At 65.8% G+C, this 25,968-nt stretch carries 30 protein-coding genes; 3 read left to right on the forward strand and 27 right to left on the reverse strand.

The window, feature by feature from the left end; genetic code table 11:
• Positions 1–90 precede the first annotated feature (90 nt).
• Complete coding sequence (locus tag QOL82_RS22230; protein WP_283444507.1) at positions 91–570, reverse strand: cupin domain-containing protein; 480 nt, start codon at positions 568–570, stop codon at positions 91–93.
• A 326-nt stretch (positions 571–896) separates the two neighbouring features.
• Between QOL82_RS22230 and QOL82_RS22235 the strand changes: the two genes are divergently transcribed.
• Entirely contained in the window at positions 897–1,535 is a 639-nt protein-coding gene (locus tag QOL82_RS22235; RefSeq protein WP_283444508.1) for a hypothetical protein, read from the forward strand.
• Here QOL82_RS22235 and QOL82_RS22240 read toward each other — a convergent pair.
• The 6 genes from QOL82_RS22240 to fliQ form a co-directional block, all read right to left on the reverse strand.
• Positions 1,532–1,822 carry a hypothetical protein gene (locus QOL82_RS22240; RefSeq protein WP_283444509.1) on the reverse strand — a complete coding sequence of 97 codons (291 nt, stop codon included), beginning with the start codon at positions 1,820–1,822 and terminating at the stop codon, positions 1,532–1,534. The two genes, QOL82_RS22235 and QOL82_RS22240, sit on opposite strands and share 4 nt — an antisense overlap.
• Entirely contained in the window at positions 1,819–1,959 is a 141-nt protein-coding gene (locus QOL82_RS22245) for a hypothetical protein (RefSeq protein WP_283444510.1), read from the reverse strand. The genes QOL82_RS22240 and QOL82_RS22245 overlap by 4 nt, the downstream gene beginning before the upstream one ends.
• A 961-nt stretch (positions 1,960–2,920) precedes the next feature.
• Positions 2,921–4,957, reverse strand: a complete 2,037-nt coding sequence (locus QOL82_RS22250) for a flagellar biosynthesis protein FlhA (RefSeq protein ID WP_283444511.1) — start codon at positions 4,955–4,957, stop codon at positions 2,921–2,923.
• A complete protein-coding gene (locus tag QOL82_RS22255) occupies positions 4,954–6,030 on the reverse strand; it encodes an EscU/YscU/HrcU family type III secretion system export apparatus switch protein (protein ID WP_283444512.1) in 1,077 nt (358 codons plus the stop codon). The genes QOL82_RS22250 and QOL82_RS22255 overlap by 4 nt, the downstream gene beginning before the upstream one ends.
• A 1-nt stretch (position 6,031) precedes the next feature.
• Entirely contained in the window at positions 6,032–6,802 is a 771-nt protein-coding gene (locus tag QOL82_RS22260) for a flagellar biosynthetic protein FliR (protein WP_283444513.1), read from the reverse strand.
• A gap of 10 nt (positions 6,803–6,812) precedes the next feature.
• Positions 6,813–7,079 carry a flagellar biosynthesis protein FliQ gene (gene fliQ / locus QOL82_RS22265; RefSeq protein WP_283444514.1) on the reverse strand — a complete coding sequence of 89 codons (267 nt, stop codon included), beginning with the start codon at positions 7,077–7,079 and terminating at the stop codon, positions 6,813–6,815.
• A gap of 432 nt (positions 7,080–7,511) precedes the next feature.
• Between fliQ and QOL82_RS22270 the strand changes: the two genes are divergently transcribed.
• The gene (locus QOL82_RS22270; protein ID WP_283444515.1) at positions 7,512–8,702 is read left to right on the forward strand and encodes a tetratricopeptide repeat protein; all 1,191 of its coding nucleotides are present in this window, start codon (positions 7,512–7,514) and stop codon (positions 8,700–8,702) included.
• Positions 8,699–9,253: a tetratricopeptide repeat protein gene (locus QOL82_RS22275; RefSeq protein WP_283444516.1), complete on the forward strand. Its 555-nt coding sequence runs from the start codon at positions 8,699–8,701 to the stop codon at positions 9,251–9,253. The genes QOL82_RS22270 and QOL82_RS22275 overlap by 4 nt, the downstream gene beginning before the upstream one ends.
• Positions 9,254–10,020: 767 nt before the next feature.
• Here QOL82_RS22275 and fliP read toward each other — a convergent pair.
• From fliP to QOL82_RS22375, 20 genes are all read right to left on the reverse strand, one after another.
• Positions 10,021–10,767, reverse strand: a complete 747-nt coding sequence (gene fliP, locus QOL82_RS22280) for a flagellar type III secretion system pore protein FliP (protein WP_283444517.1) — start codon at positions 10,765–10,767, stop codon at positions 10,021–10,023.
• The gene (locus QOL82_RS22285) at positions 10,764–11,144 is read right to left on the reverse strand and encodes a hypothetical protein (protein WP_283444518.1); all 381 of its coding nucleotides are present in this window, start codon (positions 11,142–11,144) and stop codon (positions 10,764–10,766) included. Before QOL82_RS22285 ends, fliP begins: the two co-directional genes overlap by 4 nt.
• Positions 11,131–11,481, reverse strand: a complete 351-nt coding sequence (locus QOL82_RS22290) for a FliM/FliN family flagellar motor C-terminal domain-containing protein (RefSeq protein WP_283444519.1) — start codon at positions 11,479–11,481, stop codon at positions 11,131–11,133. Before QOL82_RS22290 ends, QOL82_RS22285 begins: the two co-directional genes overlap by 14 nt.
• A 16-nt stretch (positions 11,482–11,497) precedes the next feature.
• The gene (locus tag QOL82_RS22295; protein WP_283444520.1) at positions 11,498–12,286 is read right to left on the reverse strand and encodes a FliM/FliN family flagellar motor switch protein; all 789 of its coding nucleotides are present in this window, start codon (positions 12,284–12,286) and stop codon (positions 11,498–11,500) included.
• Positions 12,283–13,491 (reverse strand): flagellar basal-body rod protein FlgF, encoded by a 1,209-nt coding sequence (gene flgF, locus QOL82_RS22300; RefSeq protein WP_283444521.1) that lies wholly within the window; start codon positions 13,489–13,491, stop codon positions 12,283–12,285. The genes QOL82_RS22295 and flgF overlap by 4 nt, the downstream gene beginning before the upstream one ends.
• Positions 13,492–13,519: 28 nt before the next feature.
• Positions 13,520–13,936: a flagellar hook assembly protein FlgD gene (locus QOL82_RS22305; protein WP_283444522.1), complete on the reverse strand. Its 417-nt coding sequence runs from the start codon at positions 13,934–13,936 to the stop codon at positions 13,520–13,522.
• Positions 13,937–13,947: 11 nt separating this feature from the next.
• On the reverse strand, positions 13,948–14,616 hold the full coding sequence (locus QOL82_RS22310) for a hypothetical protein (RefSeq protein WP_283444523.1): 669 nt from the start codon (positions 14,614–14,616) through the stop codon (positions 13,948–13,950).
• Positions 14,613–15,071 carry a hypothetical protein gene (locus QOL82_RS22315; protein WP_283444524.1) on the reverse strand — a complete coding sequence of 153 codons (459 nt, stop codon included), beginning with the start codon at positions 15,069–15,071 and terminating at the stop codon, positions 14,613–14,615. The genes QOL82_RS22310 and QOL82_RS22315 overlap by 4 nt, the downstream gene beginning before the upstream one ends.
• 4 nt (positions 15,072–15,075) lie before the next feature.
• Positions 15,076–16,392 carry a FliI/YscN family ATPase gene (locus QOL82_RS22320; protein WP_283444525.1) on the reverse strand — a complete coding sequence of 439 codons (1,317 nt, stop codon included), beginning with the start codon at positions 16,390–16,392 and terminating at the stop codon, positions 15,076–15,078.
• Positions 16,389–17,171: a FliH/SctL family protein gene (locus QOL82_RS22325; protein ID WP_283444526.1), complete on the reverse strand. Its 783-nt coding sequence runs from the start codon at positions 17,169–17,171 to the stop codon at positions 16,389–16,391. Before QOL82_RS22325 ends, QOL82_RS22320 begins: the two co-directional genes overlap by 4 nt.
• A complete protein-coding gene (locus QOL82_RS22330) occupies positions 17,168–17,695 on the reverse strand; it encodes a hypothetical protein (protein ID WP_283444527.1) in 528 nt (175 codons plus the stop codon). Before QOL82_RS22330 ends, QOL82_RS22325 begins: the two co-directional genes overlap by 4 nt.
• Positions 17,692–19,173 (reverse strand): flagellar basal-body MS-ring/collar protein FliF, encoded by a 1,482-nt coding sequence (fliF, locus tag QOL82_RS22335; RefSeq protein ID WP_283444528.1) that lies wholly within the window; start codon positions 19,171–19,173, stop codon positions 17,692–17,694. The genes QOL82_RS22330 and fliF overlap by 4 nt, the downstream gene beginning before the upstream one ends.
• Positions 19,174–19,183: 10 nt before the next feature.
• Complete coding sequence (fliE, locus tag QOL82_RS22340) at positions 19,184–19,516, reverse strand: flagellar hook-basal body complex protein FliE (RefSeq protein ID WP_283444529.1); 333 nt, start codon at positions 19,514–19,516, stop codon at positions 19,184–19,186.
• Positions 19,513–19,947, reverse strand: a complete 435-nt coding sequence (gene flgC / locus QOL82_RS22345; protein ID WP_283444530.1) for a flagellar basal body rod protein FlgC — start codon at positions 19,945–19,947, stop codon at positions 19,513–19,515. The genes fliE and flgC overlap by 4 nt, the downstream gene beginning before the upstream one ends.
• Positions 19,948–19,949: 2 nt before the next feature.
• The gene (locus QOL82_RS22350; RefSeq protein WP_283444531.1) at positions 19,950–20,309 is read right to left on the reverse strand and encodes a flagellar basal body protein; all 360 of its coding nucleotides are present in this window, start codon (positions 20,307–20,309) and stop codon (positions 19,950–19,952) included.
• Positions 20,310–20,351: 42 nt separating this feature from the next.
• On the reverse strand, positions 20,352–21,515 hold the full coding sequence (locus tag QOL82_RS22355; RefSeq protein WP_283444532.1) for a flagellar basal body P-ring protein FlgI: 1,164 nt from the start codon (positions 21,513–21,515) through the stop codon (positions 20,352–20,354).
• Positions 21,512–22,165, reverse strand: coding sequence for a flagellar basal body L-ring protein FlgH (locus QOL82_RS22360; RefSeq protein WP_283444533.1), 654 nt, complete (start codon positions 22,163–22,165; stop codon positions 21,512–21,514). The genes QOL82_RS22355 and QOL82_RS22360 overlap by 4 nt, the downstream gene beginning before the upstream one ends.
• Positions 22,166–22,175: 10 nt before the next feature.
• A complete protein-coding gene (gene flgA / locus QOL82_RS22365; protein ID WP_283444534.1) occupies positions 22,176–23,033 on the reverse strand; it encodes a flagellar basal body P-ring formation chaperone FlgA in 858 nt (285 codons plus the stop codon).
• Between the two features lie 106 nt (positions 23,034–23,139).
• A complete protein-coding gene (gene flgG / locus QOL82_RS22370; protein ID WP_283444535.1) occupies positions 23,140–23,916 on the reverse strand; it encodes a flagellar basal-body rod protein FlgG in 777 nt (258 codons plus the stop codon).
• Positions 23,917–23,993: 77 nt separating this feature from the next.
• Complete coding sequence (locus tag QOL82_RS22375) at positions 23,994–24,719, reverse strand: flagellar hook-basal body protein (RefSeq protein WP_283444536.1); 726 nt, start codon at positions 24,717–24,719, stop codon at positions 23,994–23,996.
• Positions 24,720–25,968 lie beyond the last annotated feature (1,249 nt).

A 25,968-nucleotide genomic window follows, 5' to 3' on the forward strand; every position in this document is an offset into this window, starting at 1 on the left:
AGGCCTGACGCCGGCTGCGCTTTCCGGCCTATCCGCGAAAGCCCGCCTGGACCACGTTGAGCGGCCCGGGCGGGCGCGCTACCGCCTGCTTCAGGAATGCGGATGCCGGTGTATCGGGTCCACCCAGGCCACCTCCTCGGGCGCCTCGACCGCGGCAATGTCGAGATTCACCACCACCGCCTCGTTATCGCTGCGCACCAGCACGCATTCCAGCGGCTCGTCGGTGCTGGCGTTGATCTCCTGGTGCGGCACATACGGCGGCACGTAAATGAAATCCCCCGGCCCGGCTTCGGCCACGAATTCCAGCCGCTCGCCCCAGCGCATCCGCGCATGTCCCCTGACTATGTAGATGACGCTTTCCAGCGCGCCGTGATGATGCGCGCCTGTCTTGGCGTTCGGATGGATGGTCACGGTCCCTGCCCATATTTTCTGGGCGCCGACCCGGGCATGGTCGATCGCCGCTGCGCGGTTCATGCCGGGCGTCTGCGCGGTGTTGCTGTCGAGCGCATCGTGCCTGACCACGCGGACGCCATCGCTGCGCCAATCTTTCTGCGGTTCTTCCCTGTCCATCGCATTTCCTCCTGTCGCGTGCTGTTGCCGGAATGATCAGCTTACCGAATCTTTTCTCGTCCGTACGGGCTGGTTCGTAAAGGAAACATTAAGTGTGGCGTTCGACCTGTCTTGCATGCGGTAAAAACGAGACAGGAATGACAATTTTTCCCTCGCTTCCTCTGGCAGCTTTAACAAAAGAAGTGCATGATGGACTGACCCCGAAAGTAAAATCCTGATGTAGAAATCGTAAAATGAATAACCGTTCCAGCGACGTTTTCCATGGCATTTCCGACGTTTCAAAGTTGTTCGACAGCATTTTGCTTCAATCCCGCGGCGAGCAGGCAATGACCCAGAAAAATGCGCTGCAAGTCCAGATCAATACCCTGCTGAGCCTGCTGCATGCCTGCCTCGAACAAAGTCGGCTGCAGGCGACGCTGCCAGGAACGGAAGCCCAGAATACACTGGCAGCCATTCATGCAGTCGAGCCGTTGATCGCGCATATTTCAACGATGCTTAATTTGCTTGTGCGGGCGGGAATTGAAATAAACGGCAACCCGTTTCTGGACGAGGATACGACACTCCATGAAATCCGCCAGTTTCTGCGCCTGAATGAAGTCATGGCCATGCTGCCCCAGGTCATATACAACCTGGAGCCCGAGCAGGCCGAGATTGCCGAAGACCTGCTGGGCCTCGACCCGGATGACAACAGCATCAGTGGCGGCTTCTTTCCGGCGTCGGAAATACGCAAGTCGGCATCGTTCCCGCTTTCCGACCTGGTCGGTCAGCAAAAGCCGGAGAACAATGGGGAGGAGTGGGAATGGGTGCGCCGCCATGGCGGACTGGCGCAGGCGGCTGGCGCCGAAGCACTGGCAGGCGGGTTCGTGCTGGATCTGGGCATAGCGCTTTCGGATGCGCCGGCAAGGCTGCAGCCGATGCTTGCCGAAGCCCGTGAAAAAGGCCTGGGCTACCTGATTTTCTACTAGAGCACGGCAGCCTGCGGCGCTGCGGACCGGCTGGCGGCGCCAGCGGTTCTACCGTTCGCCTGCCCAAACATCAGCAACAGGTACTGCATGGCCTCGGCCTGGCGGCGCGGATCGGCGGCCTGCGACTTGCAGAGACCAGCCAGCGCAAGCGCCTTGTTCCACAGTGAATCGATCAATTGGTCGGGCACACCGGCCCGGCGCGCCAGCCATGGCAGCGACTTGGGTTTTTCTGCAATACGCATTTCAATATTCCTGGTCGCGTGATGCGCAGGCGTCCAGCCGTTCAAGCCTGGCCGCGCTGGCGGGATTGTTCGTACGCCTGCCTGGCGGCTGGCGCTTTCAATACCAGCAACACGTACGCGTGGGCGCTCACATAGGCGGCGATTCCGAGACTGACGAACAATGTATCGATTGATGCAAACATGATGACTCCTTGAAGTTGGACCGATAACGCAGCCATCTTTCCCGATGGCTCTTTCATGGTAAGGATATGGGGCGGCTGGGCTGGACTACCAATTTCCATTGCGGATACCCGCTATCCATGCGGTGAATGAGCCCCGGAAATCGCTACTGTCCCGGCAGGCTTCGCCGGGCCGCGCATCGGTTCGGCCAGGAATCTCTAATACGCATACCCGGTGTGCATCCGGCGGATAAACGCCGGAAGAAGCGACAGTCCGCGCACGATCCGCCGAACCATGCGTCGGCATGACCTACCGGCACGGGCGCCGTAACCTGTGCTGCCGGGCAGATCGGCGGCAGATTCAGCGGGCCAGCTGGTCCCGTCTGGCGGGAGCCGGCGGTTCCCGGGCTGGCGGCGGTGGCGGCCTGTCCGGTTCCGTGACCGGAGGATGGTCGGAGCGGCCGGGGCGGGGACCCGGTATCGGGATGCCTTCCGGAATGATCGGGTCGTCCGGCGTTCGATGCAATTTCAGCGAAGTCATTGAAAACTCCTAGAATGTCCGTAATCGGTTCGGGATGCTGGGCCCGCAGGCAGGATGAATCCACGTTGGACAGGCCGGAACCGGGATTGTGCAGTCATACCAATCCCAACCCATAAACGCATCGGGAAATCGGGTCTTTTTTCCGCCTGGCCGCGTTGCACCCGTCGTGAACAGCCTGCTATTAATAGCCTGCTGTTCATTCCTCCTACGCCTTGCCAGGCGAAAAAACCCATCGATTTCATCCGGTCCGTTATGGATTGGGATTGGTATAAGGTGCGGTCGGCACAGCATCAAAATCCATGTCCACGCAAAAGCAGGCCGCACATCCGGGCATCATGCCTGCCCGTCCCCTGCCCGCTGGCCCCCGGTGCTGCCTGCCGGCTTGCCACTCCTGCGCGCTGCACCCCGCCAGCCACACACCGCGTCCGGCGATGCCGCGCAACGTCACAAGGTCACCGTGCCGAATGCGCGCAGCGCAAGGTACGGCGGCACCTCGGCCATCGACACGATGGACAATTGCGGCAATACCCGTTCGGTCAGGATGCGCAGGTGGCGGCGCAGCTGGGGCGCGCAGACCAGCACCGGCATCAGGTTGCTCTTGACCATTTTTTCCACCTGCGCCGCCAGCCGGGCCAGCACCTGTTCCGCATAGCGCGGCTCGAGAATCAGCGTGGCCTTGTCGTCGACGCTGCGCAGGCTGGCGGCGATCGACTGCTCGATCGACGGGTCCAGCGTCAGCACAGCCAGCTCGCTGCCCTTGTTCAGCAGCGCCTGGCAAATGGTGGCGCCCAGCCGCTGCCGCACGAGTTCGGTCAGCTGCGCCGCGTCGCGGGTCTGGCGGGCGCCGTCCGCCAGCACTTCCAGGATCAGCGCCAGGTTGCGGATCGATACTTTCTCCTCCAGCAGGTTCTGCAGGACCTTCTGCACTTCGGACAGCGCCAGCACGGTGGGCACCAGTTCCTCGACCAGGCCGGCATTGGTCTTGCGCACCGTGCCGACCAGCCGTTCCACCTCGCTGCGGGACAGCAGCAGCGCCGCATGCTTGCGCAGCACTTCGCCCAGGTGGGTCAGGAAAACCGTGGCCGGATCGACCAGCGTGTAGCCGGCCTGCCGCGCCTCGTTGCGCTGCGCCTCCAGCACCCAGACCGCCGGCAAGCCATAGCTCGGGTCGCGGGTCTCGATGCCGCGCAGCGCGTGGGGCTCGCTGCCGGACCGCAGCGCGAGGATATGGTCCGGCATCAGTTCACCGTCGGCGACCCGGTTGCCATACAGCTGCACGTCATAGGCGCCGGCTGCCAGCTTGCGTTCGTCGCGGATGCGCACCTTCGGCAGCACGAAGCCGTCCTCCAGCGCAAAACTCCTGCGAAAACCGCTGATGCGTTCCATCAGCCCGGCATTGGCATCGCCGATCAGCGGCGCCAGCGCCTGCCCGATACGGACCTCGATCGCATCGACCGCGAGCAGGTCGTACAGGTCTTCCTCCTTCGCCGCCGCGGCCGTGTCCGTGGCTGTCGCCGGCGGATTCGACGCCGCGCGGCGCGCGAACCACCAGGCCAGCGCAAACAGCATGATCAGCGAGGCCAGCGGCAGCATGGGCAAGCCCGGCAGCAGCAGCATGACGGTCAACGCGACGACGACGATGCCCAGCGTCTTCGGAAACAGCATCAGTTGCCGGTACACTTCCGTGCTCAGGTTCTCGTCCGACGCCGAACGGGTCACGATGATGCCGGTGCCCAGCGCAATCACCAGCGCCGGCACCTGGGTGACGATGCCGTCGCCTATGGTCAGCAAGGTATAGGTGCGCAGCGCCTCGTCCCACTTCATGCCCATCTGCATGACGCCGATCGCCCAGCCGCCGACGATGTTGATAAGCAGGATCACGATGCCCGCGATCGCGTCGCCCTTCACGAACTTGGACGCGCCGTCCATCGCCCCGTAGAAGCTCGCTTCCTTCTCGATGTTCCTGCGCCGCTGCTGCGCCTCGGCCTGGTCGATGAAGCCCATGTTCAGGTCGGCGTCGATGCTCATCTGCTGGCCCGGCATGCTGTCCAGCGTGAACCGGGCCGCGACTTCTGCGACGCGCTGCGCGCCGCTGGTGATCACCACGTACTGCACGATGATGAGGATCAGGAACACCAGCAGGCCGATCACGTAATTGCCGCCGACGACATAGCTGCCGATGGCGCCGATGACCCGCCCGCCGTCGGCGCTGGACAGGATCAGCCGGGTGGCGGCGATGTTCAGCGAAAGCCGGAACAGCGTGGCGATCAGCAGCAGCGAGGGAAACGTCGAAAACTGCACCGGCGTGCGGGTGTAGAAGGTCAGCAGCAGCACGAGCAGCGCCAGGCTGACATTGGCGAGGATAAGGAAGTCGAGCAGCCGCGACGGGATGGGCGTAAACAACACCACCAGGATGCCGATGGTCAGCAGCACCAGCGCGACATCGGCCTGCTCGCCCAGCACCTTGCGCAGCGGGTTCATGCGCGCGCTCCGGCGCCGGTCCTGGCCATCGTGCGCAGCCAGATCAGCACGCGCGCGACGTCGACATAACTGTCAGCGGCAATCGGCTGGTCGATCGCGCTGCCGCGAAACAGCGCGCGCGCCAGGCGCCGGTTCTGCACCACCGGCACCCGATGGCGCCAGGCCATTTCGCGCATCAGCGACGCGAGCTTGCCGGCGCCTTTCGCCAGCACCACGGGCGCCGGCATGCCGGCATCGTCATACTTCAGCGCCACGGCCAGCCAAGTCGGATTGGTGATCAGCACATCGGCATCCCTGACACGCCGAAGCGACGCGCTGCGCTGGCGCGCCTCGCCCTGCAATGCCCGGCGGCGCGAACGGATCCGCGGGTCGCCTTCCTGCTGCTTGTGCTCGTCGCGCACCTCGCGCCGGCTCATCATCATCTGCTTGCCGAAGTGGCGGCGCGATGCGGCGATGTCGAAGAGCACGATGGGTATCAGCGCGAGCAGGCACCAGGCCAGCAGGCGCAGCACCAGGCTCAGCGCAGCCATCGGGTAGGTCCGCACATCGCTCTGGATCAGGGCAAGCAGCTGCGGGATCGAATGCCTGAGGACAGTCCAGATCGCCGCGGCCAGCAGCAAGGCCTTGGCCACGGCCCGCAGCGTGTCGAACAGCAGCTTGCTGTTGAAGAAGCGCTTGAGTCCATCCACCGGGTTCAGGCGTTTGAAATCCGGCGTGATCGGCGTAAAGCTCAGTACCGGCCCCGTCTGCATCAGGCAGCCGGCGGCCCCGGCCAGCATCAGCAGGACCGCCAGGCCGGCCCATAGGCGCAGCCCGGCGCTCAGCATCGACGTTGCCAGCACCTGGGCGGCGCGCGGCGACAGCATCGCGCCGGATTGCCCGAGGCCGGCGGCGAACAGCCGCAGCATGCCGCTGAACAGCGCCGGCCCGTTCCAGTAGAGCATGCAGGCCAGCACCGTCAGCGCCAGGAAGGAACCAAGCTCCACGCCCTTGGGCACCGAGCCCTTGGCGCGCGCCTGCCTCAGCTTCCAGGGCGTGGCCTTCTCGCTGCGCGACTGTTCCTCTTCCGCCATCTCATCTCCCCGGCAAGGCGTCCCAATAGCGGAACACCGATTCAAAAATGCGTAACAGCACCGGTCCCATCAGCGGCGCCGACATTGCCAGCACGGACAGACCGGCGACGATCTTGACCGGTATCGACAGCAGAAAGACATTCGCCTGCGGCAGCACGCGGGCAACCACGCTCATGCCGGCATCGGCCAGGAACACGCACAACACCGCCGCGCTCACCAGCATCATGCCCAGGCTGAACATCAGCCCGAACTGCTGCAGGACCACTGCCGGCGAAACGCCCAGCGGACTCGAGCCCAGCGGTGCGGCCCGCACCGAAAGGGCAAGCCCGCGCAATGCCATGTGATGGCCGTCGACGCCGAGGAAGGCGGCGATGCCGGTCATCTGCAGCAGCAGTCCGAGCAGCGGCACCTGGGTGCGCGTGCCCGGGTCGAACAGCGTCGCCACGCCGAATCCCATCTGCAGGTCCAGCAGGCGCCCGCCCACAAGGAAGGCCGCGAAAGCCGTGTTGAGGCCGAAGCCCATCAGGCCGCCCCATAGCGCCTCGTGAACCATGGCCATCAGCACGGCGGGTGTCGAGCGCATGTCGACGGCGATTGAAGGCGCGAGCGCCAGCGTCAGGCAGGAGGTCAGTGCAAGCAGCGCCAGCACCCGGATGCGCGCGGGCACGCCGGCACCGCCCAGCACCGGCGTCATGAACAGCACCATGCCCAGCCGTATCGACAGCAGCAGTCCGGCCAGCAGGCTTTGCGCATCGATATGCAATGCTGTCATCGGCGGCGCTTTACAGGTAGGAAGGAATGGCGTTGAACACCCATGCGGCGAAGGACACGATCTGGCGCAGCATCCATGAACCGGCAATCACCAGCACCGCCACGACCGACAGCAGCTTGGGCACGAAGCTCAGCGACATTTCCTGGATCTGGGTGACCACCTGGAACACGCTGACCAGCAGCCCCACCAGCAAGGCCGCGAGCAGCACCGGGGCGGCGACGAGAAGGGCAGCCCACAGGGTTTTCGAGGTAAGCATTACCGCGAGATCGATCGACATGAACTCTTTCCAGAACCTTGACAAAAAAAGCCCGTGAGAGGACAGCCAGCGCAGGGGCCACCGGCAGCAGCGCGCAGCCGTTCAACCGCATGGCAGGGACTGCTCGCGAAGCATGGGCAGGGGCGTGGGCAGGGACCGCATCTCCCCGTCCGTCCTCGCGCCATGAGTGCCTGCAAGGTTTCTCCAGTTCATTGAATGGCATGGAAAAACCGAATTCTTGCGGACTTGTGACACATCGTTTTCACTTAACTGGTATTCGAACATCGCGAGATTTATTAGCATGCAAGCCTTGCCGTTTAACGCGTTTTAGCTGTTGCGACGGTCATCTGCTCTGCTATGCTCGGCGCATCGCGCATGTCTGCAATGCCGTTTACTCCAACACCCCGTCCGGCGGCATGCCGCGCTTTCGTCCAACAACCATAGGGACTTTCGATGCATGGCTTGTCACCGTCCTGCCAATCGAGCCGGCTTGCACGCCTGCTGGGCTACCTGGAACATGACCCGGACAACATTGCGCTGCTGCGCGATGCATCCGACCTGGCGCTGCAGGAAGGCTGTTGGGGCGAGGCCAGGGCCCTGGTCGACCGCATGCTCGCACTGATGCCGCATGACCCGGTAAGCCGCTACCGCCGGGCGGTGATCCTGACGCAGGACGGCGATGCGGCCGGCAGCCTGGCGCTGACTCAAGCGCTGCTGGACGAGGGCCTGCAGCAGGATGCGGTGCTGTTCCAGCATGCGCGCGCGCTGATCCTTGCCAACCGCCATGCCGAGGCGGAACCCGTGCTCGAGGGCTTGCTGCCGCGTGCCGGCGACCTGCCCGAATTCAACCACCTGTACGTGCGGGCGCTGCACGGCGCCGGGCGGATCGAGGACGCGATCCGCATTGCCGAGGGCCTGGGCGCGGAGCCGCTTGCGCAGGGCATGCTGAGCCTGCTGTACACGGACGCCGACAGGCTCGAGGAAGGCGGCCGGCTCGCTGCCGGCGTGCTGGCAACGCATCCGGACAACATCGACGCGCTCATCAGCGCCGGCACGGTGTCGCTGGCGATGGAAGAGGCCGGCGATGCGCTGCCGCACTTCGAGCGCGCCATGCGCTCGCATGCCGACAATGGCCGCGCGTGGATGGGCATCGGGCTGGCGCGCCTGTCCTGCCAGGACTTCCCCGCTGCGCGCACGGCATTTGAAAACACCGTCAGGCTGATGCCTTCCCATCTCGGCTCATGGAATACGCTGGCATGGATCGCGATGCTGCAGAAGGACCATGCCGCTGCCGAGGCCATGCTGCAAGCCGCGCTGCGGATCAACCACAATTTCGGCGAAACCCACGGCACCATTGCCGTCCTGCGCGCATTCGAACAACGCTGGGCGGAAGCGAAGCAGCATGCCGACACCGCGGTGCGGCTCCAGCCCGACTCGTTCGCCGGACGCTTTGCGCAGACGCTGGTGCTCGAACATCGCGGCCGGCCTGACAAGGCGCGCCAGCTCCTGGAACAGGCAATGGGCAGCTTCCAGGCGCCGGCCGGCGGCAACCTGGCCGACGTCGTGCGCCGCTACCTGCTGCGCAATCCCGCGGCAAGGAAGGACGCTTCCGCCGCTTCAACCACGGACAGGGAATCGCCATGAATTCCAATATCGGGCTCGACTCGCAGGAACTGAAATTCCTGGCCATCGAGGCCAGCCGCGGCAGGCAGGCCGAGCGTGCGCTGGGCTATCTGAAGCAGGCGATCGGGCAAGCGCCGCTGGACGGCGAACTCCACTACCTGATGGCTGCGGAACATGCGCAAATGGGCATGTACGACCGTGCCGCGGAAGAAATGGAACATGCGCTCAGGCTTGCGCCCGGCCTGCATGCCGCCCGCCTCCAGCTCGGCCTGTTGTACCTGACACAGGCCAACGTGGATGCCAGCGGCAGGACGCTCGAGCCGCTATGCGCATTGGACGAAGGCAGCTGCTTCCGTTCTTTCGCGTTCGGCCTGCTGCACCTGATGCACGACCGCTTCCCCGAGTGCCGCGCAGCGCTCGCGCAAGGCATCGCGCTCAAGGCGCAAAATGACGCGCTCAATGGCGACATGCGGAAAATACTGGATGCGCTGCCGGCCCCGGCGGTGGATGCGGCGTCCGCCGACAGCAATGTCTGGCTGTCCGCCTACAAGCAGGACGACGCCCCGAACTAGCCACCGCGATGCTTCGCCTGCCTGCCCGACCGGTTGCGGAAAGCGGCATCATGCGGCGAGCTTGCGCCGCATGGCGTTTGTCCGCCGGGTTGATGCATCCAGATGCCTGATCCACATGACCTGGCCGGGAGCGCCTAGAATGCCAGCCGCTGCTGCCGCCGGCCCTGTTCAACGCGGCGCGGCTGCTGGCCAGCCGCAATCGCCCGGCCGATGCAAGCCGGCACATCGACGCGCTGCTGCAGACCGCACCTGCCGACAATCTTTACATCGCCCGCGCATGCGAACTGCAGCAGATGCCCGACAACGCCATGGCCTCGGCGAACCAGCCAGATCGCACATAGGGCGTTTGCATGCCGGCCGGCGTGCAGGCGGCAGGCACAGGTTTCAAGGGTTTGATATCAATCCCGGTTCAAAGGAGCCATGCAAGTCCGTAGGGTGTAATAAGCGAAAGCGCATTACACCACTGGCCAATCAACGACCGTCGCCTGTTCGCAACCAATGGTGTAATGCGCTTTGCTTATTACACCCTACGAATCGGCGCCGTCGGTCTCGTCCGTTACGCCATAGCCTGGGATTGGTATAAGCCCTCGGACACGCGTGGCGTCGTCGAAGGCAAGGCAAGGACGCGCGCTCCGGTTGAGGCCGCTTGCGGCTTCAGTGCGCGGCCCGCTGTGCTGCGAGCGGGCATCGATCGATGTCATGCATGACCTGACGGCGATGGATGCGCCGGGGTTGAGCTGGCACGCAGCCTGTATGGCTGATACTTCTCAGTGAAAACTCCCCAGGAGCGAACGCGCCACCAGATTCCAGCCATCGATCAGGATAAACATCAGCAGCTTCAGCGGCAACGCGATCATCACCGGCGGCACCATCAGCATCCCCAGCGACATCAGCACGCTGGACACGACCAGGTCGATCATGATGAAAGGCAGGAAGATCATGAAGCCGATCTGGAATGCCGAGCGCAGCTCGCTGAGCATGAACGCCGGCGTCAGCTGGACCAGGCTGATGTCCTCGACGCGGGCCGGCGGCGCGGCATGGGACAGTTCGACCATCAGGGCCAGGTCGGCTTCCCGGGTCTGGCGCACCATGAAGTCGCGCAGGTGGCCTGCGGCAATGGAGACTGCCTGCTCGCTGCCCATCTTGCCCGTGCTATAGGGCTGGAATGCCTGTTCGTTGATTTGCGTGATCACCGGCATCATCGCAAACAGCGACAGGAACAGCGCCAGGCTGACCAGCACCTGGTTGGGCGGCGTCTCCTGCATGCCGATCGCATGGCGCAGCATCGACAGCACGACCACGATCCGGGTAAATGCGGTCATTGTCACCAGCATCGCCGGGGCCAGGCTGAGCAGGGTCAGCAGCAGCATGATCCGGATCGGCATGGCGAGGTCGGCGCCGTCCCCGGCGATTGCCGGCAGGCGCAGTTCGATGGCCGCGGGCGCGGCCGCCCAGGCGCAGGCGCTGGCGCCGGTCAGGCCGAGGGCGATCAGGCAGCGCAGCAGCGCCCTCATGCGTCGCGTTCCGCGGCATCGGCGCTGCGCGCGAACTGGCCCAGCCGCAGCAGCTTGTCGCCGGATTGCACGAACAGGATTTCCTGGTCACGGTAGCCGACCACATGCACCATTGTCTGCTGCGGCAGCCGCAGTGTGGCGATGCTGTGCAAGCCTGCGGCAGGCGTCAGCCCGCCGGCCAGGCGCGCCGCCAGCCGCTTGCGCAGCATGAACAGTGCTGCCACGGTCAGCGCCAGCAGAATGACCACAGCGGCGTAGGCGAGGCCTGCCTGCAGCCCCGTTCCAGCTGCATCCGCGCGGTAAGGAATGCCGCCATCCGCTGCGCTGGCCGGGCCGGCAAGACCGAATGCCGGATAGACGACCTTACGCCAGTCCATGGCCCAGCTCCGTGATGCGTACGCCGAGCATGTCATCCACGACCACGAGCTCACCGCGTGCAATGGTCCGGTCGTCCAGCTGTACGTCGACCAAGGGGTTGACGTCGCATGCCAGCGGCACGACCGACCCGTCTTTCAGGCCGAACAGCTCGGTCACCGAGATTTCGCCTTCGCCGACAAGCGCGCGGATGCGCACCTTCAGCCCGCCGACAAGGTCGAGCCTGCCGCCAAACAAGGGCGGCCCCTCCATCGGCAGCGCCGATAGCGCCGGCAGTTCGATCGGGCTGACTTCCGTTGCATCCTGCAAGGACTCGCTGGCCGGATTACTTGTGTTCATGTTGCTTCCTTCGTGTTCAGCTGCAAAGTTGAATGACCGGCCGGCCGTCCTGCAGGCCCAGGTAGCAGCGCCCAAAGCCAGGGCCGCTGCCCGAAACCAGCGCCAGCGGCTGATCGGGCCGGGTGTCGAGCCGGATCACGTTGCCCGGCCGGAGTGCGAGCAGGTCGGCCAGCGCCAGCGTCGCCGATCCGGCCTGCACCCTGACCGGCAACCTGCATCCGGCCAGCGCCTCTGCGCGTGCCCGCAGCGGCGCCTGCATGCCGCGGACCGGGCGCCGGCACCAGGGGGCCACCGAGGCATGCGGCAGCCAGATGCGCACCGCGTGCTGGTCGAATGCCAGTCGCAGCAGCACGGCGCCGCTGCCCTTGCGGGCGGGAGCATGCAGCCGATGACCGTGGCTGTAGAGGTCTTCCTGGCGCGCGCTGCCGGCTGGCAGCCGGGCCAGCCGCGCCGGCAGGTCCCGCAACTGGTAATGCGCCAGCGCCGCCGGGAGGCCGCCGCTGGAAGCGCGCTCGCAGGGCGGCACGCCCAGGATGGCCAGTGCCTGCTGCTGCAGCGCGCCGACCAGCCCGCTGCCGTAGATGACGGCGACGCCAGGCTCGCCCTGCCCGTCCCTCATTGCCAGGACCTGCTCGCCGTCCGCGACACGGAGCAGCGGATGGCCATCGGCCCCGGCCACGCTGAGCGCGACGGCCGCCTCCGGCAACCATTCGTCCGCCCAGGCCTGGACCAAAGGCCGCAAGCTGCACGCAATGGCCTCGATATCCGCAGCGCCCAGCAGCCGCCACGCGTGGACGGCCTTCAACGGCGGCCCCGCATGTCGAACAGCTGCTGCATCATTTCGTTGGCGGTGCTGATGACCTGGGACGACGCCTGGTACCCGCGCTGGGTGACGATCAGTTCGGAAAACTGCGCGGTCAGGTCGACATTGGACGCCTCGACCTGTCCGCCCGCGATGCTGCCGAACAGGGTGCTCCGGGCGGCGCCGAGCACCGGCTTGCCGCCGGCAGCCACGCGCCACAGGCTGCGGCCCTCCGCCTCGAGATCCTGCGGATGGCCGAACCAGGCAAGCGCCAGGCTCCCGGCGGTTTTCGTGATGCCATTGCCGTACCGGAGGCGGATCGCGCCGTCGGCTTCGAAGCTGCTCTCCGTCAGCGTGCCGCTGGCTGCGCCGTCGGAAGCCGCCACCCTGGCGGTGGAGTCGCTGCCCAGGCTGAAGCTGGTGATGCCGTCGAATCTGCCCGGCGTGCCGAAGTTCAGCGCTACCTGCTGCGTGGCACCGTCCGGCAGGGTCAATGCGAAGCTGGCCGGCACGGCGTCGGGCGCCGGCGCACCGTCGGCGCCGAAGCGCAGCGTGCCCGAACCCAGCACATTCTGCCGGTCGTCGCTGAGGCTGTAGCGCCATGCACGGTCGGCAGTGCCGATTTGCGGATCGGACTGGTCGGTGAAGCGCATGGTCAGCGCATGCAGGACGCCTGCGCTGTCGTAGACCCTGATATCGGTGATCGTGTGGCTGCGGTCGGCGTCGCCGGTGGAAAGCGTCCCATCGAAGCTGATGCTGGCCGTGGCGCTTCCCGCCATGCTCCGATACGGCGCCAGGCTGAATGCCGACAGTGCGCCGTCGCTGCCCAGCAGCATCACCTCGTGCCCGGTGTCGCGCGAGACCAGCTTGTCCTCGCGATCGAATTCGAACTGGCCGGCGCGGGTGTAGAAGGTCTGGCCCTCGCCGTCGCGCAGCACGAAATAGCCGGCGCCGTCGACCGCGGCGTCGAGGACGTTGCCGGTCTGGCGCAGTTCGCCCTGCTTGTAGACGACATGGGGCTGGCCGGCGGCGACGCCATTGCCGCGCTGGCCGGTGACGCTGTCCCGCGCCGGCATCAGGTCCTGGAACTGCAGCACCGAGCGCTTGTAGCCCACCGTGTTGAGGTTGGCGACATTGTTGCTGATATTGGAAAGTCCCCGCGAGAATGTCGACAGGCCGGTAAGCCCGGTGTAGATGGATTCGAACATTGCTTGTCCTGTACTGGAATTAAACGGTTCAGCGCACCAGCATGACCTGCGACAGCGGCAGGTCGGTCAGGATGCCGCCATTGCCGGCCTTGATCGTGACGCGCGGCTCGCCCTGCTGGAACCGCAGGGCGGTGACCTCGCCGGTGGTGGTCGGGCCGCCGGTGGCCGACTGGACCTCGACCGTGCGGCCCAGGAGGCCCACGGACTGCGTCGCCGACTGGATGGTCAGCAGCAGCTGCAGCCTGTCGTTGACCTGGCGGCTTTGTTCCAGCGAGGTGAATTGCGCCAGCTGGGCGATGAATTCCTGGTTGTCCAGCGGCTTCAGCGGGTCCTGGTAGGTAAGCTGGGTCAGCAGCACCTTGAGGAAATCTTCCAGCCCCAGGCTGCTGGCCTGGGCCGCCGGTGCGCTCGGAGCGGCCAGCCCGCCTATCGATTCGATTGCCATTGCCATTTCCTTTACAAGACGATGGACGGAAGCGGGAAGTCCCTGCCGTTCAGGGTAAAACTGCGCAGCGGCGTTCCGGCGGCGGCCAGCGCGCCGCCCAGTTCCCGCAGCCAGCGCTGCAGCGCCGGGTCATGCTGCGTGGCGTCGGCGTCCCGCAGCCACAGGTGCAGGCCGTCGGCGTCAGCCATGCAGTGGAGCTTGCGCCACGGCCATCTCGCCAGCATGCCGGCAGGCAGCGCGGTGCGGATGTCATTGGCGACGCCGGATTTCGACTCCGTCTGGACGGCAAGCGGCGCGGGACCGGCGGAAGAGCGTCCGGACAACGCTTGGGACGGTGGCGGCGGCAACTGCCGCGACGACGAGCGCGCCGCAGGCAGCCACGCAGCCTGCGCTTGTTGGCCGCGAACGCTGTTGGCGGCAGGCCCGGAAGCCGGTCTGCTCGCAGCGGCGGTCCCGGCCGTCGCCAGGGAGGAATTGACATCGCTGGCGGCGACCGGCGCTGCGCCCCCGCGGGACGATACCGCCGCGAAGCCCGGCGCCTTCACCGACCGAAACTTGTCCAGCGCGGCCATTTGCTCCCGGTCGAACGCCTGGCGCCATGCAGACAGGCTATCGGGCGCACGCCTGCCGTCACGGGCCGGTGCGGCATGCGGCGCCGGCAGCGCGTCGATCGCGCTCATGCCTGCCCGCCGCGTCGCCGCATGCGGCTGAGCCAGCCATCGTCGAACGCGCTCTGCTGGCGGCGCGCAGTGCGGATCGCATGTTCGCCGGCCAGGCGCGCGCGATGCAGTTCCAGCATCCGCAGCGCGCTCCTGGCCCTTGCCAGGCATTCCATGCACTGCGCCCGTTCCGACTGCAGCGACGCAGCGCAGGCCGCCAGCCGGCCCGCGTCCCGCTGCAGGCTGCCCAGGTAGAGCCTGGTGACGCGTTGCCGCTCGATGTCCAGGATGCCGTCGGCCTGGCTGCGCCGCAGCGACTGTTCCGTGTCGCCGATGCTGGCCCGGCAGCACGCGGTCTCGTGCTCGATGTGCCGGATGCGCTGTTCGACCGCCGCCAGCGCGGCGCGGGCGGGCAGGAGCTCGGCCTCGCGCAGGTCCTGCAAGGTCTGCAGCGGATAACGGTAGGCGGATGACATCGGATCAGTTCTCCTCGACGATGGCCTGCAGCGCCTGCAGCGCCCGGGCGCGCGGCACGGCCTCGGCGACGTCCTGCGTTAAGAAGCGGTCCAGCTCGGGAGCCAGCGCAAGCGCCCGGTCCAGCTCGGGATTCGAGCCGCTCTTGTAGGCGCCGATGTCGATCAGGTCGCGGCTGCGTTCGAGCCGGTGCAGCAGGCTCACGGTGCGCCGCGCCAGGTCCTGTTCCGCCTTGCCGATCAAGGCCGGCATCAGGCGGCTGATGCTCCTGAGGATGTCGATCGCCGGGAAATGGCGCTGGTCGGCCAGCGCGCGCGAAAGGACGATGTGCCCGTCCAGCACCGAACGCACGGCGTCGACCACCGGGTCGCCGGACAGGTCGTCCCCCTCCGCCAGCACCGTATAAAACGCCGTGATGGAACCGCCTTCGGGGCCGGTGCCGCAGCGCTCGAGCAGGCGCGGCAGGCTTGCGAACACCGATGGCGTGTAGCCGCGCGCGGTGGGCGGCTCGCCGACCGCCAGGCCGATCTCGCGCTGCGCCATGGCGAAGCGCGACACCGAATCCATGATCAGCGCGACGTCGGCGCCCTGCTCCCGGAAGTATTCGGCCATGGCCGTGGCAGCGTAAGCGGCGTTGCAGCGCATCAGGGCCGGCTGGTCGGAGGTGGAGGCGAGCACGATGGACCGCTTCAGCCCCTCCGGACCCAGACTGCAGTCGATGAACTCCCGGACCTCGCGTCCGCGTTCGCCGACCATGGCGATCACATTCACATCCGCCTTCACATTGCGCGCCAGCATGCCCAGCAGCGTGCTCTTGCCCACCCCGCTGCCCGAGAAAATACCGACCCGCTGGCCTTTCCCCAGGGTCAGCAACGCATCGATGGCCCGCACCCCGCTCTCCAGCACCTGCCTGATGGGCGGCCGGGCCAGCGGGTTGATCGCGTCCTTGCGCAGCGAGACCATGGCATGCGCCGGCGGCGCGGGCATGCCGTCGATCGGATGGCCGAACGCATCCACCACACGTCCCAGGAAGCCGGAGCCGGTCGGCACCTGCAAGGGCCGGCCGCGCGCGATGACTTCGCCGCCCATGCCGATGCCGCGCAATTCGCCGTAAGGCATGAGCAGCACCCGACCGTCGCGTATGCCCACCACCTCGGCCAGCACGGGCGCCGCCTGGCCGCGGGAATACACTTCACAGACTTCCCCGAGGAACGCGTCCGGACCGCTCGCTTCCAGCACCAGGCCATAGAATTGGGTGACGCGGCCGATGCGCCGCACCAGTTCGGCCTGGGCCACCGCGTCGGCGTAGCGCTGGCCACTCATGCCGGTGCCCCATGCGCGCGCTGCAGGCCGACCAGCAGGGTCTTGAGTTCGAGCAGCTGGGTTTCAAGCCGGCCGTCGAGGCTGCCGGCGTCGGTGTCGACGATGCAGCCGCCGATAAGCACCCGTTCGTCCGCGACCAGGATCGCGCTGCCGGACTTGAGCGCATGGCCGTTTTGCGTCAGCAGCGCATGGTGGGCGGGCGACACCCGGATGGCCCGCAATGCACGGTCAGGCAGCTGTTCCAGCACCCGCTGCACGGTGGCGGTGACGACGGCAGGGTCGCCTGCGCTCTGGCCGATCAATTTCGACAGCGCGGCGAACGCGATCTCGATCGCCATCGCTTCGATGGCGGCGCTGCGCCGGGTGCAGGCTTCGGCGATAGCGGCGCCCAGTGCGGCGAGCGCAGCGGCCTGGGCCGTGGCCGCCGCGTCGGCGTCCTGGCGACCTTGCTGCATGCCGTCAAGCATGCCCATTTCGCGGCCTGCGTCCCAGCCCTCCTGCCGTCCGGCCGCAAACCCGGCGTCGTAAGCCTGCGCGTGCAGATCGTCCTGGGTGAACCGGCCATCGTCGCCGGGGGCGGCCGCGGCTACGGCCGCACCGGCGGCGGGCGTTCCCGGCATCGACTCCGGTCCCGACATCGGCGCGCGGCCGCCGGCCAGATCGGGCACATCCGCAAGCTGCTGGGCCGGCAAGCGTTCAGCAGCATGCGCGACGCGCGGATGCTGCCGCAGCGGCACGCCGGTCGCGGCCACGCGGCTCGCCTTGATGACCGGTGTCATCCGCGCATCCCGGTTGCTGCGGCCGGCTTCGACCCGGCGCCAGCGCGGGCAGCCTTGTCGGCTGGCGCCAGCGCCATTGAAAATCCGTGGAGCAGCGCCGCGCGCATTGCCGCACGTAGCACGGGAGCCGCAGCCGACAGTTCGGCCAGGCGGCTGCGCTGGAAGGCCGACAGTGAATCCCAGTAGCCGGCACGCCAACGCCACGGTCGCATGTCGAGCAGCGCCACCCGCAACTGCTCGGGCTGAAGCGCCAGCACCTCCGCTATTTGCCGGACGTCGGCCGTATCGACCAGCACCACCTCGTCAGCATCCAGCGCCGGGTCCTCATCGACCGGCGGCAGCAGCGACTCCCCGGGCCGCAAGCCGGGCGCGATACCCAGTGCCTGCAGCTGCTTGAGCAGGGACTGCAGGGGCATGCGCATCGACGGCATCAACCGCCGCAACAGCCAGCTGCGGTCATCGCGCGACAGCGCATGCAACGCCAGCGCGGCCTTGCGCAAGCGTTCAGACCCCGGCGCCGTCATCGCATGCCCCCGGGAGAGCGCGGCGCCAGCCATTCCTGCAGTTCATGCAGCATCCGGACCCGTTCGCTGTCGGACAGACGGACCGCGTCCGCCCGGCGCCGCCGCAGGAACAGCATGGCCAGCGACAAGGCCAGGATCAGCAAGGCCGCCGGCAGCGCGTAGGCATGGCCCAGTTCATCGCGCGAGACCGGCGTCGCGCCTGCGCCTCCCGGCCTCGCGATGCGGGCGAAGGCGTCTGTGCCGGCCGGCGGCGCATCCGTCGCCGGCGCCTCGGCCGCCTGACTTTCATGCCGCGCACCGGCGAGGGTTTCCAGGCTGTAGACGGCAATGGCATCACCGCGCGCCTGGTTCAGGCCCACCGCCATGGACACCACCTCGGTCAGTTTCTGCGCACGCGCCGGCGGCAAGGTCTCGGGCAACACCACGCCGACGCTGAGGCGGCGGATCGCGCCGGGCGCGGTGACGATCTGCTCGATGCGCTTGCCATGCTGGAACTCGACTTCGTTGATGCTGGAATCGCTGCGCGCCGCCGCGCCGGCATCCGACGTCTGCGCGCCAGCGGCCGCCCGCGGCCTGCCTTCGCTCTGGCTGGTCTGCTTGCTGCGCACCACCGCGCCTTCGCCGCCATTACCGGCCGCGACCAGCACCTGCTCCTGCGTGACTTTCAAGGCTTCGTGATTGAGCAGCGCATCGACCGTGACGATGGCCCGGCCGGGACCGACTGCGCGGTCCAGCACCTTGCCCGCCTTCTCGATGAAATACGCCTCGGTCTGGCGCTTGATGTCGAGCCGGGCGTCGCCGCCCGCCAGCGCAGTGCCGCTGTCCGCGTCGGCCGCGGCGTTGAGCGCCACGCCGCGGTTGTCCAGTATCGTCACCGCGGCCGGCTCGATCTGCGGCACGGCGGCTGCGACCAGGCGCTGTATGCCCAGCACCTGGGCCGGCTGCAACTGCCTGCCGGGCCGGGTGGTGATGGTGATTGACGCTTTCCCATGGCTGTCGCCCCGGCGCAGCAGGCCGGAGTCCGGTATGACCAGATGCACGCGTGCTGCGCGCACTTCTTCCAGCGCCATGATGGTGCGCGCCAGTTCGCCCTGCATCGCCCGCTGGTAATTGATCTTCTGCGCAAACTCGGTCATGCCGAAGTCCGAATCGCTGAAAAGTTCGAAGCCGACCGTCCCGCGCAGGTTGACGCCCTTGCTCATCAGCTTGAGCCGGACCGGGTAGACATCGTGGCTCTCCACCAGGATGGTGCGGCCTTCGTCCTGCAGCCGGTGCATGACTTTCATCCGTTCCAGCTCGCTGATGATGGCGCTGGCGTCCTGGGCGTCGAGTTCGGAGAACAGCACCTGGTACTCGGGCGCCATCAGGCGCCATGCGAGCGCAACGGCGCCGGCAAGCAGCAGGAAGAGCATGGCGGCGACGGCGACGCGGGCGAGTGCGCCGAGAGCAAGGGTTTGCTGCCTGATTTTTTCCAGCATGTTCATGTCCTTACAATTGCATACGCTGGACGTCCTGCCAGCTTTCCATCAAGCGGTTTCGCACCTGCAGCGCAAGCTGAAACGCAATGCGCGCCTGCTCGATCTCCAGCATCAGCTGGTGCAGGCTGTCGACCTGTCCGGCGGCCAGCCTGATTGACTGCGTTCCCGCGGACTTCAGGCTGCGGTCCAGTTCGGCCAGCTGCGCCTGCAGCACGTTGCCGAACGCGGTGCCGCCGGGGCCATCCAGCAGGCCGGACCCGGCAGCACCCGGCGCCGCCATGCCGGCACTTGCGAGCGCCTGCAGGTCGGCGCCCGGCGGGATGAATGCGATCGGCGCCGTCATCGCCCGCCGCCGATCTTCAGCGCTTCCTGCGCCATGCTGCGCGCAGCGCTGATCGATGCAATATTGGCCTGGTAGGCACGCGTTGCATTCATGATGGTGACCATCTCGGCCAGTGTGTCGATTTGCGGATAGGCGACGAAACCGCGGCTATCCGCGTGAGGATGGCCGGGTTCGAGCAGCAGGCGCGGCGGCGCCTCGACGGTGACGACGCCGCTGGCATGGGGCAGCGGCAGCGCCGCAGCGGCGCCGGCCTGCATCAGCGCATCGAAGCCGGGCGCGGACTGCGTCACGAGCCGGCCGGCGCGGTAATAGCCGCCATTGGCCGTGCGCGTGGTATTGGCATTGGCGAGGTTCAGGGAAGCCAGGTCGGCGCGCATTTTTTCCACAGCCATGCCGGCGGCGCCGATGGCGAAAGCAGCCTGGTAATCCATGCCTAGCGCCTCCCGTCGCTGGCTGCCATTCCCATCAGCTCGAGTTCGGCATTGAGCGCCTTCAGCAGCGTCTGGAAATGCAGCGCGTTGGCGGCCATTGCGGCAACGTCCTGGTCCAGCGCCGCCGCACCATTGTCGTTGACCAGGCGCGGCTGCAGCGACGCGGTGCTGGCGCCTGCCAGCGACGCGCCGTCCGCCAGCTCCCGCAGCCGGGCTTCGAAACTGACGCCGCGGCGCTGGTAGGTCGGGTTGCCGGCGTTGGCGATATTGGCGGCGATGGCCTGATGCCGCAGGCCGGCCGCGTCCAGCGCCAGCGAGACGACCTGCAGTGCCGCGGATGGTAGGGGGAGTATCGGTGCCATGCTTCAGCCTTCCTGGAAAATGATGCGAGACCTTGGTAAGCGCTACTGGATGATGAGTTCGGCCCGCAGTGCGCCCGCTGCCTTGATGCCCTGCAGGATGGATATCATGTCGCGCGGGCTGGCCTTGATCCGGTTCAGCGCCTGCACCAGGTCGGCTACCGTGCTGCCCACGCCCAGCTGCACCGCCTCGACCCTCGGTTCGCTGACGTCGATGCGCGTCTGCGGCACCACCTCCGTGCGCACCCCCGGTCCGTTGATCCGCGCCGGCATGGGCTGCGACACCAGGTAGTCGGTGACGACCGCAACCCGCAGGTCGCCATGGCTCACCGTGACCCGCGAAATGGTGACGTCGGCGCCGGAGACGACCGTGCCGGTGCGCTCGTTGACGACGACGCGCGCGCGCTTGTCCGGCTGCACGCTGACGCCTTCCACCAGCGTCATGAACCCGACCAGGCTGTTGCGATAGTCGGGAGGGACCACGATGCTGACGGTGGCGGCGTCCACCGCGGCTGCCAGCGCGCTGCCGAGCCCGGCATTGATGGCGCTGGCGATACGGCTTGCCGTTGTGTAGTCCGGGTCGGACAGCACGAATTCCAGCCGGCCGTCGTGCAGCATGTCGCTGCCGACGGCCACCTCGACCGATGCCCCGCCCGGAATGCTGCCAACGGTCGGATGGTTCTTCTGCACCACGTTGCCATTGAGGTCGTACTTGTACCCGCCGACCGACAAGGCGCCCTGCGCCAGCGCATAGGTGCGTCCGTCCGGCCCCTTGAGCGGCGTCATCAGCAGGATGCCGCCCAGCAGGCTGCGGGCGTCGCCCATCGATGTCACGGTAATGTCGAGCTTGTCGCCACTGCGGGCGAATGGCGGCAGCGTCGCGGTAATCATCACGGTCGCCACGTTGCGGCTCTGTATCTGGTCGGCCGGCACCACGATGTCGAACTGGCTCAGTAAATTCGCAATCGACTGCCGGGCGGTGCGGCTGCGCGCAGAGTCGCCGGTACCCGCCAGGCCCGTCGCCACGCCGTAGCCGACCAGCATGTTGTCGCGCCAGCCGCCGAAGCGGCCAATATCCTTGAGCCGTACGCTGTCGACGGCGGCGCCGGCCATCGGTGGCATGAGCAGCAGCACCAGAAGCAGCAGCGGCAGCGGCAGCACGGAAAGCGCACGGTGCAGCATCGCCATGTTCTTCGGATAGCGGGTCATAGTATGCCCAGCCAGCCGAGCAGGCGGGTCAGCAATCCCGGATGCTGCTTCTCGCTCAGGATGCCATCGCCGATGTAGCTGATGTGCGCTTCGGCCAGCCGGGTCGACAGCACGGTATTGTTGTCGAGGATATCGATCGGACGCACCTTGCCATACAGCTTGATCTCCTGCTTTTCGTCATTGACCAGTATCTGCTGTTCGCCAGCCACGCTGAGCGTGCCGCTGGCCGCGTCGACCTCGCGCACGATCACGCTCAGCTGCGCGAGCAGCCGGCCGGAACGCTGGATCTGGCCCTTGCCGCCGAACGTGTCGCCGAGCTGCAGGCTGCCGGTCTCGCCCCTGGTGCTGGTCTTCATTCCGAAGGTCAGGCCGCCGCTCTTTTCGGTGCTGGTATTGGCATTTGCGCTGGCGCTGGAATTTTCGACGACCAGCACAGTGAGCATGTCGCCAACCCGGTAGGCACGCTTGTCCGACGTCAGCGAACGATAGGATCCTTCACCCTGGTAGAGGCTGGCGGCGCGGACCGGTGCGGCAGGCGTCAGCGCCATTACCATTGCCGTGATTAACGCAGCCGCCAGCACCGTATTGAAAACCGTCGCCGCGCAGGTATGCGGCCAACCGGCTTGACGTTGCTTATTGCGATCGGTCATGGCTGCCCTCTCATCTGACTTCGGCCACGCCATCGCCAACGACGGTCGCAAGATAGCTGGCCTGGGTCCGGGGATTGACAACGCGCACCGACGCACCGTGCGCCGCCTCGTTGAGAGCCAGCGCCCGGTCCTCTACCGCAATGCCGCCTCGCACGACCCGGACGAGTATTTCGCTGCCGCGTTCCACCGGCTTTTTCTGGTCGATGTCGTCGGCAAGCAGCAGGCTGCCCGCTTGCTTTGCACGCCTGAGACGCGCGCTGTCCAGCGCATGCGATTCATGCGCGGCGAGCTGCTGGTGCGACAGGGGCGCCCTCACTGGCTCCAGCATGGACGCGTCCAGCGCGGCGCCCGCCTGCGCATCCTGCCGGACACGCCACGCGAGCTGGGTCCCCTGCACTCTGAACCAGACCGGGACCGACAGCGCCACCGTGCCGTCCACCAGCACATCGACCAGCATATGCATGCGCTCAGTCAAGCCCTGATGCACCTGCCGTGCCGCATAGTCGATCCGGCCGGGTGCGACGTAGAGCTGCGTGGCCGAAGACAGCGGATAGGGTGTGATGCTGACGTCGGCATGCGGCGCGCTCTCGCTCAGCAAAGCGCTTAGCGCCGATGCCGACCAGGCCTGCAGCGCCCCGCTATCGAGCATGCGTCCCGACCAGATCAAATGGACCGCGGGCGCCCCCGAAAGCTGGTAAGCGTCCTGTAAGCCGGGCAGGCGCTTGTCCAGCGCATGGCGTATGCGCTCCCGGGTGAGCCGCACCGGCTGTCCACGCTGGCCCAGCATCAGTATCTGCGTATCGCCGAAGCGCCTGGCGAGGACCTGGTCGTCGGACTGCACGCTGGCGATATCCGCCAGCCGAACCATGCGCGTTTCCAGCGTCGCGCTATCGCGCAAGTCCACGGATACCGGCGCTGCCCGGCAAACGCCGGCAGCTATCGCCATTAGCAGGATCGCCGCGCGCATGGCGGAACTAGCGTCGCAGGCCATTGACGATGCCAAGCATTTCGTCCGACGCCTGAATCACCTTGCCGTTGATTTCATAGGCGCGCTGGGCCAGCATCAGCCCTACCATTTCTTCGACGAGCTGCACGTTCGAGGCTTCGACATAGCCCTGGCTCAGCAAGCCGAAGCCGGCTTCCCCAGGCTTGCCGCGCAGCGGGTCTCCAGCTTTCTCGCTGCCGCCGTACAAGCTGTCGCCCATGGGCGCCAACCCTGCTGGATTGACGAAGCGCACCAACTCGATCTGCCCTGCTTCCACCGCGGCTTTCTCGTTGGGAACGGTAACCATGACCTTGCCGGTGGCATCGATCTGCATGGCAGTCGCTTCCAGCGGCACCTGTATCTGCTGATGCAGGGGGTAACCGTCGGCATTTGCCAGCAAGCCGTCCCGCGTCACCTGCAGCGACAGGTTGCGGGTGTAGGCAGTCGAGCCATCCGGCATGACCAGCTCCACCAGGCCATCGCCATTGATCGCCAGGTCGGTCGGGACATCGGTCTTCTTCAACTGGCCTACGGTGAACTGCTTGCCCAGCATCAGCGCGACGCTGCCCGCGCCGCTGCTGCGCTGCAGGTCGCTGCTGGCGCTGGCGTCGGCGCGGTCCTGGAGCTGCAGCACCATGTCCTGAAAGCTGACGCGCGACTTCTTGTATGCCGGCGTGTTAACGTTGGCCAGGTTGTTGGAGATGGTATTGATGTAGGTTTGCTGCGCCGCCATGCCGTTGGCGCCCACGTACAGGGAGTTCTGCATGCAATGTCTTTAATAGTAGGTCATGTGGAAGAAGCGAGAAGAGGTACGCGGATGTTCATGCAGGCTAGGGGCATCGGCTAGTACTGGCCCAGGCGCGATAACGCCTGTTCAAGCATGTCGTCGTACCACCGGATGACTTTTTGTCCACCTTCAAAATGGCGCATCGTCTCGATCATGCGCACCATCTCGTCTGCCGGCACAACATTGGACGCCTCGACGTGACCCTGCCTGAGCGCGGCAGTTTCGCCGGCTGGCTCCAGCAGCGCGCTACCCTGCCTGTAGACGCCCACTCCCGCCGCTTCAAGCTTGCGGGCGTCGTCGAAACGCACCAGCTTGATTTGGCCGACGACCGTGTCCTTTTCAACTACGCGCCCGGCGCGGTCGATGCTGGCCTGGCCCGATTCCAGGCGGATATCGCTGTTGATGCCCATTACAGCGGCGCCGCCAGGGGCGACCAGCCGGCCGCCTGCGTCCAGGGCGAGGCTGCCTTGCCTAGTGTAAGTAGTCGCGCCCGCCGCATCCTGCAGCACGAAAAACGCATCCCCTTCTATCGCCAGATCCAGCGGGTTCCCGGTATGACGAAGCGGTGCGGCGCGAAAATCCCGGATGGTGCCTAGTCCCCCTGAATTACCCTGCACTTCATGCATGCCCGCTGGCGTCATGAATGTGTCGAAACCGGACGAGACGGGCAACATGCGCTTGTAGGCAGGCGTCAATGCATTTGCCAGATTCTGGCTGATGATATTAATGCGTTGTATATCGCTACTCATGCTCGCGGCTGCGATTGATGCGCCATCTGCCATACGCTATTCCTCTATTCTCGGACCGGGCTGGCGTTCGCCATTACGAACTGGCCCGTCTGAATCAGACTGCGTTGAACTTCAATGCCTGGAGTTTATAAAGTTAATAAAGATATCTGCTTCTTTATTAGGGGCACAAATCAAACGTTAGTCTTGCGTGAGCGGAATGGCGGACGAGAGATCCTTAATCGAACGGAAAAGCTGAAATGGACTGGCACTCACTGGGTTGGTAGAGGGCAGCAGCGATTTACATGCCATCCACACTTGTCTTCCTTTACAGTCCAGCATCCAGCATCCGGCGAACGCGGAACGAGCAGTACCAATGCCAGAATTTTTTTAGTCAGGAGATGGGAATTACGAGGACCGCTTTGGCGCGCGATCGAAACGTGCACGCAGAGCCGAGGAAGCATCCTTGCTGACTTCCTATCCAAACTCCAGCAGCCACGACGATGGAATTCCAGGATCTGACCAGCCACCCTTTTACACCGTTGAAATTGCGTCGTGCGGACGCGTGCAACCCGGGCCTGAAATGGAAAGGACTTCGAAATAATTCGCGTTACAAGCAATCATGGGAGCGACCACTTTTCATCGCGCTTACCGATGTGCTCATGCCGCGAGCGCTGGAAGTCGCGTCCGGCGTCTGCATATTTCTATGAATTTGACACCCTGCCCATGGGACATCACGGACGCAGTTCTTTCCTCCATACTAAATGCCCGGGACATGCGCTGCATGTGCAGCGCATGTCCCGATACTGCGAGACGCAAAAGTCGCAGTGACAGCGTATTCGATGGACGTCGAAAAACGACGCGCAAGTCGCTGACGAAACTGAAAGCAGATTCGCGCCCACGATCTTTGGCATCGGTCGTGCACTGGCCTGGGGCGCGTTTGCCCTGACAGGTTTGGGTGAGTCCGAGGCGGATTGCTTGCTGAAAGAAGTGCAATAGGAGTTTCGCGAAACCTGCTTCGCGCTTCGGCAACGACATGCGCCTGCATGCGGAAAGGCATCCTGCTTTGGGTTTCGGGTTTCGGGTTTCGGGTTTCGGGTTTCGGGTTTCGGGTTTCGGGTTTCGGGTTTCGGGTTTCGGGTTTCGGGTTTCGGGCTTTGGGCTTTGGGCTTTGGGCTAGGCTGGGCTTTGTGCTTCGGGCTGGGCTTTGGGCTTCGGGCTTCGGGCTTTGGGCTTTGGGCTTTGGGCTTTGGGCTTTGGGCTTCGGGCTTCGGGCTTCGGGCTTCGGGCTTCGGGCTTCGGGCTT

This window comes from Noviherbaspirillum suwonense (genome assembly GCF_900182955.1).
GTDB classification, from domain to species: Bacteria; Pseudomonadota; Gammaproteobacteria; order Burkholderiales; family Burkholderiaceae_D; genus Noviherbaspirillum_A; species Noviherbaspirillum_A suwonense.